The following is a 13,031-nucleotide window of genomic DNA, read 5'->3' on the forward strand; positions in this document are numbered from 1 at the left end:
CGCCGTACGTGTTTCACGTACGGCGCCCGCGGTCGTCGTGCTGCCGGTCGTCGTGCACCCGGTGGTCGTGCTGCCGTCCCCACCGCGCAGGGGGTTGCCCCCGGGAGCCGGGCCCGGGAGTGGGACCCTGGCCGGAGCCGACCCTGGAGGACGGGGTCAGCCCCGAGGGGTCACCGCTCGTCCCTGATGACCTCGCCCTGCACCACCTTGCCGTCCGGGCGGTGGATGCGGGCCTGCTGGAAGGCGTCACCCAGGGTGCCGGGCGTGCCCGCGGCCTCCCGCAGCTTGCGCTCCCCATAGCCGCTGACCGCCTTCTGGACCGGCGGGAGCAGCAGAAGCAGTCCGATCACGTCGGAGGCCAGCCCCGGGATCATCAGGAGGAGCCCGCCGAGCATCATGAGGCCGTTTCCGCCGCCCCGGTCGGACGGCGTGCCCCGCTGGAGCGTCTCGTTCAGGTTCTGGAAGGCCCGGCGCCCCGCCCGCTTGATCACCACGGCGCCGAGGACGAACCCGGCGACGAGGAGCAGGAGGACCACCAGCCCGCTCGTGGCGCCCGCGACCACGGTCAGCAGCCAGATCTCCAGCACCAGCCACGCGGCGAGGCCCAGCGGAAGGAACGTCCGCAGGCGGGAGCGGCGGGGCTGGGTACGGCGGGGCTGGGCGCCGGTCGGGTATGCGGGGGTCGGAGAGCCAGTCGTCATGTCTCCAGTGTGCCCGGACCCGGCTCAGAGTGGCATAAGGGGACGATCAGCCGTCGCTGTGAGACCTGCCGTCGCTGTGAGACCTGCCGTCGCTGTGAGACCTGCCGTCGCTCTGGGACTTCCCGGCGCTGTGGGACCCGCCTGCACCACCAGACTTGCCGTCACCTTCGGACCGGGCGGCGTCGTGGTGAGATCTGGCGGGCGTCTGCGGACGCTCCGGCTGGGCGGCGCCCCGGCCCGTGATCTTGCCGACCCGCTCCCCCACACCCCACGCGGTGACCCGCCACAGCGCCTCGACGAGGATGTCACGGCTCATCTTGGAGTCGCCGTGCTCGCGCTCTACGAAGGTGATGGGGACCTCGACGACATGGAAGCCGGCCTTGACGGCCCGCCGGGCGAGGTCGACCTGGAAGCAGTAGCCCTGGGAGGCGACCTCCTCGAGGCCGAGACCCTCCAGGGTCTCGCGGCGGAAGGCGCGGTAACCGCCGGTGATGTCGCGCAGCGGCAGGTCGAGGGCGAGACGGGAGTAGAGGCTGCCGCCCCGGGAGATGACCTCGCGGGACCTGGGCCAGTTCACCACCCGGCCGCCCGGCACCCAGCGCGAACCCAGGACCAGGTCGGCGCTCTTCAGCGCGGTGAGCAGACGGGGCAGCTCCTCGGGCTGGTGGGAGCCGTCGGCGTCCATCTCGATCAGGACGCCGTAGTCGTTCTCCAGACCCCAGCGGAAGCCCGCCAGGTAGGCGGCGCCGAGGCCCTCCTTGCCCTTGCGGTGCAGAACCCGTACCTGGTCGTCACCGGCGGCCAGTTCGTCGGCGAGCTTGCCGGTGCCGTCGGGGCTGTTGTCGTCGGCCACGAGGACGTGAGCCTCGGGGACAGCCTTGCGCACCCGGCCGACGATCGACTTGATGTTCTCCGCCTCGTTGTAGGTCGGGATGATCACCAAGGCCGTGCCGAGCGGACCGAACTGCCTCCCCCGGTCCTGTGCCACGAGGGTCCCGTCGCCGTCGTTCACTACTGCCCCTTCATGTCCGTACGCAGGGGACCACCATAGTGGCCGTCGCCTGCGCTGACGTGACAGGACGTTCGTATGGTGGTGTCGGACCCACGAGAGCGGGGTAAGAACGTACCTTTGGGCTTGTATGTACGTACCTACCCGGTAGCGGTGGGCACAAAGCCCGGTGCGCGCAGGCCTGCTGCGGATGGGGGCCCGGCGCTCTTCGGGCCGGCCCGGGATCCGCTGGCTGCGGGTCTACCGAAAGCCGTTGTCTACTGAGCTCCCGGGCCCCGTCCGGGTCACACCTCCCCGACCGGCCGTCACGTTCCCCTCGCTGCGGCGCGGGCGCTGAGCCTGGCTGGCAGTGGCGGTGCGCCGGTGCGGCACACCGTCTCTGACCCAGCGGCGCGGCGGCGAGTGCGCGGGCGTTCCCCGGGCGGGGCGTCCGGTGGTGGACTCCGCCGAACCTACCGGCCCCCCGCCGTCGGCTGTCAACAGCCGCTTGACCTGCGAACTTCCCGTCAATGCCCAGGTCAGCGCGGAGGAGACAGAGGCTGTATGTCGTGGGGCGGACGGGTGATCTTCCCCGGGCCGGTCCGGGAGATCACTCGCTCGGCCGCAGGAACACGGTCCGGCCGCCCACCACCGTGCGCAGGCACACCGGGAGTTCGCCGCCGGGGGTCAGATCCGGCAGTCCGGGGGTGCCGGAGCGTGGGTCGGTGGACCAGCGGGCGACCCGGTCGTCGGGGGCCTGGACGACCAGTTCCTCCGTGCGCCAGACCGCGTAGTCGGCGGGTGCGCCCGGGACCAGGACCCCGGCGTCGTCACGGCCGATGGCGCGCCAGCCGCCACGGGTGTGGGCCGTGAACGCGGCGCGGGCGGACACGCGGTGCTCGGGGGTGCGGTGGAAGGCGGCGGCCCGGACCGTCCCCCAGGGGGCGAGGGGGGTGACCGGGCTGTCGGAGCCGAAGGCGAGCGGGACGCCCGCGCGCAGCAGGGCCGCGAAGGGGTTCAGGGTGCGGGCCCGCTCGACGCCCAGCCGCTGGGCGTACATGCCCTCCTCGCCGCCCCACGCGGCGTCGAAGGCGGGCTGGACGGAGGCGGTGAGGCCGAGTTCGGCGAAGGCGGCGATCGTCTCGGGCGTGAGCATCTCGGCGTGTTCGACGCGGTGGCGGGCCGCGCGGATCCGGGCCAGGCCGGTCTTCTCCGCGGCGGCGCGCAGGCCCTCGACAACGGCGGTCACGGCGGCGTCACCGATGGCGTGGAAGCCCGCCTGAAGGCCGGACTCGGTGCAGGCCACCACGTGCGCGGCGACCTCGGCGGCGCCCACGTAGGCGGTGCCGGTGTGATCGGCGTCGGTGTAGGGCCCGTGCAGACTCGCGGTGTGGGAGCCGAGGGCGCCGTCGACGAACAGGTCTCCGGCGGCGCCGAGCGCACCCAGCTGCCGGGCCTTCTCGACGTCCTGTTCGGCCCAGTAGCCGACGACCCGGGGGCCGGGCTCCTCGGCGGCCAGTCGCAGCAGGTCCGTGAAGTCGTCCTCGGAGGAGATCTCCGGTCCCCCGCACTCGTGGACCGAGCCGATGCCGAGGGAGGCGGCGTGCGCGAGCGCGGCCCGCTGGGCCTCGGCGCGCTGGGCGGGCGTCACGGCTGCGAACGCGGCGGCGCGGACGACGTGATGGGCGTCGCGGGTCAGCGGCCCACCGTCCGCGAATCCCTCCGCGGCCCTGGCCGCGGGCGCCAGTTCCAGCAGCGCGGTGGTGACCACGGCCGAGTGGACGTCGATCCGGCTGACGTAGAGCGGCCGGCCGCCGGTGGCCTCGTCCAGTTCGTCTCGTCGGGGCGGGCGGCCCTCCGGCCAGCGGGATGCGTCCCAACCATGTCCGAGCAGCACCTTGTCCCGTGGACGGGCCGTCGCGAAAGCCCTGACGAGGGCGAGGGCGGCCGCCAGGGAGGGGGCACCGGAGAGGTCGAGGCCGGTGAGCGCGAGGCCCGTGGACGTGGTGTGCACATGGGCGTCCGTGAAGGCCGGGGTGACGAGCGCGCCGTCCAGGTCGACCACCTCGTCGACGCCGTCCGCGAAGGCGTCGGCGGCGCCCTCGGAGCCGACCCAGGCGACCTGGCCGCGCTCGACGACCATCGCGGTCGCGAACGGGTCGGCGGGGCTGTGGACCTCTCCTCGGCGGAGCAGGACGGTCTTCGGCTGGGGGGCGCGCTCACTCATGGGGACAGTCTCGCGCCTCGCCCCGGCCGCTCGGCACGGGGACCCCTCGGATCCGCTCAGATCCGCGGCGGCCGGGCCTCGTAGGGGGTGGACAGCACGACGGTCGTACGCGTCGACACCCCGGCGAGCGCCCGGAGCCGCCCGAGCAGCTCCTCGAGCTCGTGCGGGGTGGCCACGCGCACCTTGAGGATGTAGTTCTCGTCACCGGCCACGCTGTGGCAGGCCTCGATCTCCGGTACGCCGGCCAGCCGCTCGGCGATGTCGTCGGGGGCGCTGGGGTCGAACGGTTTCACCGAGATGAAGGCGGTCAGGGGCAGCCCGACGGCTTCGGAGTCGACGACGGCCGCGTAGCCGCGGATGACACCGCGCTGTTCCAACCGGCGCACCCGTTGGTGCACGGCCGAGGTGGACAGGCCCGTGGCCTTGCCCAGATCGGTGTAACTCATCCGCCCGTCCTCGACGAGCAGCTGCACGATTTGTCGGTCCAGCTCCTCCATGACGCAAGAACTTACCGTGCGTGTGATCTCCACGTATACCTATGCAGCCCAGGCCATAGCCGGTTCGTGATGTGGCCGGGAGTGAACCGCCGGCCGAGCGCGGGTCGCCGCGGCTCCACCGAGGCACCAGGCATCTGCTAGCGGCATGTGACGAATGCCACAGCACTCACCGGGGCTTCGTGATGTCCTCGTGATTACCGCCGAGACGGGGCGGGAAGTGCTTGCTGTGGTCGAGGCCGCAGTGCCGTCACGGCCCAGCCCGAGGGGGAGAATCCCATGCAGAGTCTTAAGCGCCCTGTTCGCACCGCGCCCAAGCGGCTCCAGTCCGTCGTGGATCCCGAGCCGGAGGGCGTCGAACCCGACGGGGAGCTCTCCGACAGCTTCGACGTCGACGACGCCGACCACTTCGACGCGTACGACACCTTCGAGATGTACCGGGTGATCTGCCCGGACTGCGCGCAGCCCATCGCGCTGCTGGCGGACGAGGAGATCCTGCCGGAGCACGCGCTGTGTGCCTCGCCGTGGAACCCCTTCGGGCTCACGGTGTGCGCCGGGACGGGACGCGGGGCTTCCGAGGCCCGGCCCGCGGACGAGTCCGTGGAGCCCCAGGAGCAGGACACCACGCTCCTGCTGACGCTCCCTCAGGGACTGGACTGGCGCACCCAGCCCTTCTCGCACGTCGGCGGCCCGGGTTCGCGCCCGATGCGCGTGCCGACGATGCGCCGCGCGGCCGCCTGAGCGCCCTTCCCGCGCTCACCACCGGCTCAACTCCCGCAGCTGCCCTGCACCATGGCCGGCAGATCGCCATGGTGCAGGTCCAGTGCGCCTGGCGCCGCCTGGACAGCCGCTGCTTCGCTGTACGCCTCCGTCGCACCGACACACGTCTGCCGGTGGACGATGCGTGGACGGTGCGCGGCGCCACGCCCCAACCACCTTGCAACACCGGGTCGGTGACGGATCGCCAGCTAATGCCAGGTACCGCCGGGTGCCGCCAGGTACCGCTCGCCGACCGGACAGGGGCCGGCCCGGAATGGGGGCACTCCCCGAACTCACGCACGACCGCGCCCGCCGGTGACCTGTCCCGCGGCTTCGCGTTGCCCTGGTATGACCCCCACCCAGTCAGTCGCACCCGGGCGTCACCGCCAGCTCTTCGTTCCCGTGCGCCCGGAACCTGTCCGGGCAGAATCGGTTCCGCTGGCCCCGCCGCCCCCGCAGGACCCGCCCATCTACCGCGACCTCATGCGCACCTGGGCCGACCGGGGCCGCACGCTACCGGGGCGCCACGACCCGGAGTGGGTACGGCTCGCGGCCCCGCAGGTGCGGCCGGGGCAGTTCAGCGGGCGTCCGGACCAGGCGGGCGACGGGCGATGACCGCCCACTGACCGTACCCGGAGTCGTACAGCGAGCGGGAAGCACCCGTGTCACCCGGGACAGAGGGGCGGGGCGGTGTCCTCCTCGGCGGTGGCGGCGGTCGGCGCGACTCGTGTCGTGCGATGTCGTGAACCGGCGCCAGGAAACCCCGGACTGCGGCACTGGGCGGGAAACGCCATACCGGGACGGCGCGGGGTCCGGCAGCACAACGGGCAGAAGGACGGGCAGCCGGGTGGGGTAACCGGGCGAGCAGCCGGGTGGGCAGTCGGACGGACCGGTGGTCGATTGGTCCGAACCATTGACCGAAGTGGTCTAGTCCACCTAGCGTTTCGATCCAACGCTTCCCCGCGTTCATGCCGATCGGCGTGCGATCCCTCCCTGTCCCCCGCGAGGAGACACCCGATGCACACCAGGCTCCGCCCCCGCCCCCGGTTCCGGGCGCTTGTGTCCGCCGTCTGCTGCGCCGCGCTCGGCGCCGCCCTGCTCGCCGGCGCGGGCACCGCGACCGCCGGAGAGACCCACCCCGCGAAGGCCCACCCGGTCGGCGCGAACGGCTCGAAGGTCGTCGGCTACTTCACCGGCTGGGGCATCTACGGCCGCCAGTACTACGTCAGGAACATCGAGACGTCCGGGTCCGCCGACCGGCTCACCCACATCAACTACGCCTTCGGCAACGTCACCGACGGCAAGTGCGCACTCGGCGACTCCTGGGCCGACACCGACAAGCCGTTCACCGCCGAGGAGTCCGTGGACGGCGTCGCCGACGCCGCGGACCAGCCGCTCAGCGGCAACTTCAACCAGCTGCGCAAGCTGAAGAAGCTGCACCCGAAGCTCAAGGTCATCTGGTCGTTCGGCGGTTGGAGCTGGTCGGGCGGCTTCGGCGAGGCGGCCAAGGACCCGGCGGCCTTCGCCCGGTCCTGCTACGACCTGGTCGAGAACTCCAGGTGGGCGGACGTCTTCGACGGCATCGACATCGACTGGGAGTACCCGAACGCCTGCGGCCTCACCTGCGACACCAGCGGCCGCGAGGCGTTCCGGGACGTCATGGCGGCCCTGCGCGCCAAGTTCGGAAAGCGCGAGCTGATCACCGCGGCGATCACGGCGGACGCCACCAGCGGGGGCAGGATCGAGGCGGCGGACTACGGGGGCGCGGCCCGGTACGTCGACTGGTACAACCCGATGACGTACGACTACTTCGGCGCCTGGGCGGCCACCGGCCCCACGGCCCCGCACTCCGCGCTCACCTCGTACCCGGGCATTCCGCAGCAGGGCTACGACACCGCCGCGACGATCGCCGAGCTCAGGAGCCTGGGCATCCCGTCACGGAAGCTGCTGCTCGGCATCGGCTTCTACGGGCGCGGCTGGACCGGCGTCACCCAGGCGAAGCCGGGCGGCACGGCCACGGGGCCCGCGGCGGGGACGTACGAGGCCGGCAACGAGGACTACAAGGTGCTCAAGGCCAAGTGCCCGGCGACCGGCACGGTCGGCGGCACCGCCTACGCCAAGTGCGGTGCGGACTGGTGGAGTTACGACACCCCCGCGACCATCGCCACGAAGATGAAGTACAAGTCCAGGCAGGGACTGGGCGGGACGTTCTTCTGGGAGCTGAGCGGGGACACGGCGAACGGTGAGCTGATCCACGCGATCAAGTAGCCCGGCACATGGGGCACTTGGGGCGGAGGACCACGAGCCTCCGCCCCGGTGCACCGGGCCCCGTGCGTCGCGCCTCGTGCACCGGGCCCCGTGCGTCATTCCTCGCGGCGGGCCGGCTTCGGCGCGGCGAAGGCGGGGTCGAGTTCCTCGATGGCGCGCAGGGAGCCGCCCAGGGTCTTCACCAGCAGGTCGCCCATGACCTCGCGGGAGAGTTCGGGACGGGCGATCCACTCCAGGGTGGCACCCTCGACGCTGCACACCCAGGCGAGCAGGCCCATGCGAGGCAGCGCGGGAATGTCGCTGCTGCCGTACGCGCCCTCGGCGATGGTCGCCACGATCGCCCCGCGCACCCCGTCCCGGATGGCGTGCACCTCGGTGTCGAAACCGACACCGCCGCTGACGATCGTGCGGTACGCGGCCTGGTTGTGCTCGGCATAGCGCAGGTAACCGTCGATGGTGCGGTGCACCCGGTCCACCTGGGGCAGTTCGTGGCCGCTCGCCGCGAAGGTGACCAGATCGGCGACGGAGTCCTGGATGATCGCCAGGTAGTAGCCGCGCTTGGACTGGAAGTAGTAGTAGATCAGCCCCTTGGCGACATGAGCCTGCCGGGCGATGTCGTCCATCGAGAGCGCGTCGTAGGACGTGTCGGCGAACAACGCCCGCCCGATGGAGATGAGTTCGGCGCGACGCGCCAGTGAGCGCTCGGTGCCGCGTGCCCGGGGACGGGCAACTTCGCGCTGTTCACTGATATTCAATTTCGACCCTGGTCTCGGGCGGTCGGCGGGACCTCCGCAGTATGTCAGGTCAACCGTGCGTCAGGACACGACCGTCAGAGCAGCCCGAGCTGGGTGACCAGCATCGCGACGACCGCGACGAGGACCCAGCCCATGAGGTGCTCGAGGATCTTCGGGCCGTCGGTCTCCGGGCCGCCGGTGCGGGCGCGGGTGGCGGTGGCTGTCTGTGCGCTCATGATGTCTCGCTGAGGTCGACGTGCTGGGTGGACTCCCCCCGATCCGTCCACCTTGCCACCTGGCACGGCTTTTGCGGCGGAGACCTTCCTCACACGGGGACGCCCACCGCGGTGAGTGCCGTGCACTGGCGCGCCGTCGGACGTGCCGGGAAGTAGAGGTAGCAGACCCCTCCGGTGCCGGAGACGACCTTGCCGCTCGCGTTGTACCGCTTCGTTCTGAGCCAGATGTTCTCGAACTCCCGCCGCCGGTACACGCGCCGCACGGCGGTGTCGTCCGCCGAGAACGGGTCGTTGGCGATCACATCGCCCTCGTCCGTGAAGCCGATCACGGTCATCAGGTGCCCGGAGGTGCCGTAGCCCGCTCCGGTGAGCTCCTCCTTGAGGAACGACTGGGACGTCAAGGCCGGGATCCCGGCCGCGATCAGCGTCTCCAGGTCGGTGAGGGAGCCGAGCCGGGTGACCACGCCCTGGAGATCCCCGAAGGTGGCCGCGTAGGCCGCGTTGAAGGGCCAGTTGCCGCAGCCGCCGTACTGGTGGTCGTACGTGTGCCGGGCGGCGTGGCACACCTGCGGGTCGGCGTAGGACGGGTCGACCCACGCCAGCTGGTCCGCGGTGAGCCGGCCGCCCCAGTACTCGACGATCATCTGCGAGGAGGTGGGGCTGCACCAGGCCTCGCCGCCGCTGTCGTACTCGGGGTACTGCCCCTGGTGGATCTCCTGCGAGTAGCGCGGGACGGCCAGCTCCCGCGCGAGGCCGGGCACGGAGGCCGGGACGGTGAACCGGTCCGGGACGTCGGAGCCCATCACTCCCAGCCGCCACACGGTCGGGGTGAGCTTGGTGCCGGGGCGGCGGTACAGGGTGATCCGGAGGCGGCAGGAGGCCAGGCGCAGACCCGTCGAGGCGTCGTCGATCGCGAGGGTGTCGGTCCAGACGGTGCTCCTGCCGTCGGTCTGGTCGTCGACCGAGGTGCGCTTGATGTCCTGGTCGCCGGAGGCCCAGCGGCCCATCACGTACCAGGGCGTGTCCGTGCCGTCGGAGTACGTGCCCTTCAGTTCGACCTGGAGCCAGGTACCGGCCGGGGTGCTCGCGTTCCAGGAGGCGATCGCCTCGGTGGAGGGGACGGCGAGCGTCTGGACGGGGGAGGTCCAGGTCGCGTACTCCCAGGCGGCCGTGGTCCTGGTGTGCGGGTCGGTGTACTCGACGGTGCCGAGCGGGGTGCCGACTGCGATGCCGGGGCGGACGCCCGCCAGGGCCCGGCTGCCCCGGGCGGTGCCGGCGCGCCAGTCGGCGTACGTGGTCCAGGAGCGGTAGTCGGCGGAGCGGGCCGGGGCGGACTCGACGGCCGCGGTGACCGCCGTGTCCGCGGTCTCCGCCGGGTCGGCGGCCGTCGCGGCAGTCGCAGTCGCGGCCCGGGCCGAGCCCCCTGCCACGGCCGCGGTGACCGCGGCGGCGAGGACCGTTCTGCGGGACGGCTGTTCGGCTCTGCTCATGAGCGGAAGACCCCCAGGGTGTCTGCACGGCTGTGCGCCAACTATGGACGGAGGAGACCCCGCCTTCCAGCACTTCCGCCCGTGCCGCGCCACCAAATACCGGTCTGAACCACTGGTGCCGACGTGCGGCCGTAGACTTTCGCACCGTACGCAAGCCCACCCCCGCTGCCCCGCTCTCCGGACCCCAGGACCCGCCATCCACCAGCTCGTCTCCCGGCTGCGCCGCCTGCCCCCGTCCTGCGGGCCGGTCCGGCTGATCGCCGTCGACGGACATGCCGGCTCGGGCAAGTCCACGCTGGCCGGCGAGCTGGCCGAGGCGCTGGGGGGCGCGCCGGTGCTGCGCCTCGACGACATCGCCAGCCACGACGAGCTGTTCGCGTGGACCGGACGGCTGCTGACCCAGGTGATCGAGCCCTTCGGCCGCGGCGAGACCGCGTACTACGCCCCCTACGACTGGCGCGCCCGCCGCTTCGGCCCGCCGAGGCCGCTGCCCGCGGCCCCCGTCGTCCTGCTCGAGGGAGTCGGCGCGGGTCGCCGTGCGCTACGGCCCTTCCTGGCGTGTCTGCTGTGGATGGACATGCCGGCCGAGCAGGCCTGGGCGCGTGGACGGTCCCGGGACGGGGAGGAGCAGCGGGAGTTCTGGGACGGGTGGGTCACGGCCGAGACCCACCACTTCGCCGAGGATCCCTCGCGCCCCCACGCCGCCCTGCTGGTACGGCAGTTGAGGCAGGGATACGAGGTGCTGCCGGGGCCCGTGGGAGACCTTGGACCGAACCAGGATGTCACTGACCGTGATGGGCCGGCCGCGATGTGGTGAACGCGTGAAGGGCCTCGCACTCGAACTTCGCCAACCGCCTCACCCGTGCTTGACCGACGGCCCGTACAGGACTTACGTTCTGGATGTGCGGCCATCTCAGCCGCCCTCAAACGCGAAGCCCCCGGTTGTTCCCCCGTGATCGGGGGCTTCGTTCTGTCCTCATCCCGCTCGCCGCCCCCTTTCCGGGCGCTTCGCGGCGCGATCCGGTCACCCAGGGTCACCGAACGGTGTGCGCCCCGTCCGCTCCCACCTCGACAAACGGCCTGTGCGGCACCCTACGGCGAGCCACTCCCACGCAGGTACGATGCCCTCGGTGCGACCTGAACGGCTGCCGCGCGCACCTTGCAACTCCGGTCCGCGGCACAGCGGTTCGACCAAGGCAGCCGACGGGCGACGGCCCGGCGGCATACCGACGGGGGCACGGTTTGTGGGGGACGTGATGGACTTCGGCACGCAGGGCCCCGACGCCCCGGCCGACCTCGCCTGGCTGCGAGGCGTGGACGCGTACACGATGGGCGCCTATCCGCAGGCGGAGGAGGAGTTCCGCACCGCGGTGCGGATCGATCCCGGGATGGCCGACGGCTGGCTCGGGCTGCACGCGCTGCGCGTCGACACGACGACCGCGCTGCTCAGGATGTTCCGGCACCGCGAGCGCTTCGGCGAGCAGCGGACCCGGCACCGCCGCACGCTCAACTCCTGGTACTGGCTGGGCTGGTGGGTGCAACCGGTGCTGGAGAGTCCGCGCGACCTGCTCCTCGCGCACGCCTCGCACTGGCTGGACGGCCGCCATGTGCCCGAGCTGGACCGGGCACTCGCCGGGCTGCCGCCCGTCGACGCCGACCACCAGGTCCGCTTCCTGCACGCCTGCCGCGCCTATCTGGTCAAGGACTGGGAGCAGCTGGTCCGGCACACCGACCCGCTGCTCGACGACGCTCTGCTGGGCATCGAGGCCGGCCTGTTCGGCGGGATGGCCCGGGTCCGTCTGGAGATGTACGGACAGGCCGAGCCACTGCTGTCGGCGGCGCTGATGCGCTGCCGCAGCGAGCAGCCGCAGCGCAAGGAGCTGCGGTACTGGCTGGCACGGGCCCACGAGGGAACCGGCCGTTCGGCGGCGGCGCTCCCCCTGTACCGGGCGGTGCACCGCGTGGACGCCGCCTTCATGGACACCTCGGCCCGGCTCGCCGCGATCGCCGAGGGCGACGGGTACGACGATCCCGCCGACTTCGCGGCGATCACGCTCACCGGGGTCGGGCAGGACATGGTGGACGGTCCCGACGGCTTCGACCCGCTGTTCGGCATGGAGGGCCGGGATCTGAGGCTCACCGAGCCCGCCGACCTGCCGCCCGTCGTCCCGCTGCCCTCGGTGACCGACCCGGCGGTACGGGAGAAGAACGTCATCCCCTCAGCGGTGCCGGCCGGGCCCACCGACCCCGCGTTACTGGACGAGGCGCTCGCCGAACTGGAACGCATGGTCGGCCTCGAGCCGGTGAAACGCCAGGTCAAGGCCCTGTCGGCGCAGCTCAACATGGCGCGGCTGCGGACCGGCCAGGGCCTTCCGGTCCAGCCGCCCAAACGGCATTTCGTCTTCTCCGGCCCCTCCGGCACCGGCAAGACCACGGTGGCCCGCATCCTCGGCCGTGTCTTCTACGCCCTCGGGCTCCTGGGCGGTGACCATCTCGTGGAGGCCCAGCGGGCCGACCTGGTCGGCGAGTACCTGGGGCAGACGGCCGTGAAGGCCAACGAGCTGATCGACTCGGCCCTCGGTGGCGTCCTCTTCGTCGACGAGGCGTACTCGCTCTCCAACTCCGGTTACGGCAAGGGCGACGCGTACGGCGACGAGGCGTTGCAGGTGCTGCTGAAACGGGCCGAGGACAACCGGGACCACCTGGTGGTGATCCTGGCCGGCTATCCGGAGGGCATGGACCGCCTGCTGGCCGCGAACCCCGGGCTGTCCTCCCGTTTCACGACCCGCGTCGACTTCCCGTCCTACCGGCCTCTCGAACTCACCTCCATCGGTGAGGTGCTGGCCGCGGAGAACGGTGACGTCTGGGACGAGGAGGCCCTGGACGAGCTGCGCTCCGTCGCCGGGCATGTCGTGGACCAGGGGTGGATCGACGAACTGGGCAACGGCCGGTTTCTGCGGACCCTGTACGAGAAGAGCTGCGCCTACCGGGATCTGCGTCTGTCGACGTATCCGGGCGCGCTGACCCGGGACGACCTGTCGACCCTGCGGCTGCCGGATCTGATGCAGGCGTACGGGGAGGTGCTGTCGGGGAGGGGGCCGCAGGATCCGGCGGTGTGACGGATCCCGCGGCTG

Annotated in this window: 12 protein-coding genes; 5 read left to right on the top strand and 7 right to left on the bottom strand. The window is 72.0% G+C overall.

Going from position 1 to position 13,031, the window contains the following annotated elements; translation table 11 throughout:
* Positions 1-170 precede the first annotated feature (170 nt).
* From fxsA to ACFWBB_RS34520, 4 genes are all read right to left on the bottom strand, one after another.
* Positions 171-701, bottom strand: a complete 531-nt coding sequence (fxsA, locus tag ACFWBB_RS34505; RefSeq protein ID WP_385280618.1) for an FxsA family membrane protein — start codon at positions 699-701, stop codon at positions 171-173.
* Positions 702-747: 46 nt separating this feature from the next.
* The gene (locus ACFWBB_RS34510; RefSeq protein WP_385280620.1) at positions 748-1,713 is read right to left on the bottom strand and encodes a polyprenol monophosphomannose synthase; all 966 of its coding nucleotides are present in this window, start codon (positions 1,711-1,713) and stop codon (positions 748-750) included.
* A gap of 586 nt (positions 1,714-2,299) precedes the next feature.
* Positions 2,300-3,916 (bottom strand): amidohydrolase, encoded by a 1,617-nt coding sequence (locus tag ACFWBB_RS34515; RefSeq protein WP_385280623.1) that lies wholly within the window; start codon positions 3,914-3,916, stop codon positions 2,300-2,302.
* Between the two features lie 56 nt (positions 3,917-3,972).
* Complete coding sequence (locus ACFWBB_RS34520; RefSeq protein ID WP_189926093.1) at positions 3,973-4,413, bottom strand: Lrp/AsnC family transcriptional regulator; 441 nt, start codon at positions 4,411-4,413, stop codon at positions 3,973-3,975.
* 276 nt (positions 4,414-4,689) lie between these two features.
* On the opposite strand from ACFWBB_RS34520, the gene ACFWBB_RS34525 reads away from it, so the two are divergent.
* The 3 genes from ACFWBB_RS34525 to ACFWBB_RS34535 all read left to right on the top strand — a co-directional run bounded on the left by ACFWBB_RS34525 (position 4,690) and on the right by ACFWBB_RS34535 (position 7,437).
* Positions 4,690-5,151 carry a hypothetical protein gene (locus tag ACFWBB_RS34525; RefSeq protein ID WP_385280627.1) on the top strand — a complete coding sequence of 154 codons (462 nt, stop codon included), beginning with the start codon at positions 4,690-4,692 and terminating at the stop codon, positions 5,149-5,151.
* 501 nt (positions 5,152-5,652) lie between these two features.
* Positions 5,653-5,784, top strand: coding sequence for a hypothetical protein (locus ACFWBB_RS34530; protein WP_385280630.1), 132 nt, complete (start codon positions 5,653-5,655; stop codon positions 5,782-5,784).
* A gap of 402 nt (positions 5,785-6,186) precedes the next feature.
* A complete protein-coding gene (locus tag ACFWBB_RS34535) occupies positions 6,187-7,437 on the top strand; it encodes a glycoside hydrolase family 18 protein (RefSeq protein WP_385280633.1) in 1,251 nt (416 codons plus the stop codon).
* A gap of 95 nt (positions 7,438-7,532) precedes the next feature.
* On the opposite strand, the gene ACFWBB_RS34540 is transcribed toward ACFWBB_RS34535, so the two are convergent.
* From ACFWBB_RS34540 to ACFWBB_RS34550, 3 genes are all read right to left on the bottom strand, one after another.
* On the bottom strand, positions 7,533-8,192 hold the full coding sequence (locus ACFWBB_RS34540) for a TetR/AcrR family transcriptional regulator (RefSeq protein ID WP_385280636.1): 660 nt from the start codon (positions 8,190-8,192) through the stop codon (positions 7,533-7,535).
* Positions 8,193-8,266: 74 nt separating this feature from the next.
* The gene (locus tag ACFWBB_RS34545) at positions 8,267-8,407 is read right to left on the bottom strand and encodes an SCO1431 family membrane protein (RefSeq protein ID WP_385280637.1); all 141 of its coding nucleotides are present in this window, start codon (positions 8,405-8,407) and stop codon (positions 8,267-8,269) included.
* 89 nt (positions 8,408-8,496) lie between these two features.
* The gene (locus ACFWBB_RS34550; protein ID WP_385280640.1) at positions 8,497-9,897 is read right to left on the bottom strand and encodes a peptidase C39 family protein; all 1,401 of its coding nucleotides are present in this window, start codon (positions 9,895-9,897) and stop codon (positions 8,497-8,499) included.
* 196 nt (positions 9,898-10,093) lie between these two features.
* Here ACFWBB_RS34550 and ACFWBB_RS34555 point away from each other — a divergent pair, with 196 nt between their 5' ends.
* Both ACFWBB_RS34555 and ACFWBB_RS34560 read left to right on the top strand, forming a co-directional pair.
* Positions 10,094-10,714: a uridine kinase gene (locus ACFWBB_RS34555; protein ID WP_385280714.1), complete on the top strand. Its 621-nt coding sequence runs from the start codon at positions 10,094-10,096 to the stop codon at positions 10,712-10,714.
* 439 nt (positions 10,715-11,153) lie between these two features.
* Positions 11,154-13,016 (top strand): AAA family ATPase, encoded by a 1,863-nt coding sequence (locus ACFWBB_RS34560; RefSeq protein ID WP_385280643.1) that lies wholly within the window; start codon positions 11,154-11,156, stop codon positions 13,014-13,016.
* The last annotated feature ends 15 nt before the right edge of the window (positions 13,017-13,031 follow it).

Source organism: Streptomyces sp. NPDC060000, from assembly GCF_042737375.1.
In the GTDB taxonomy this organism is placed as follows: domain Bacteria; phylum Actinomycetota; class Actinomycetes; order Streptomycetales; family Streptomycetaceae; genus Streptomyces.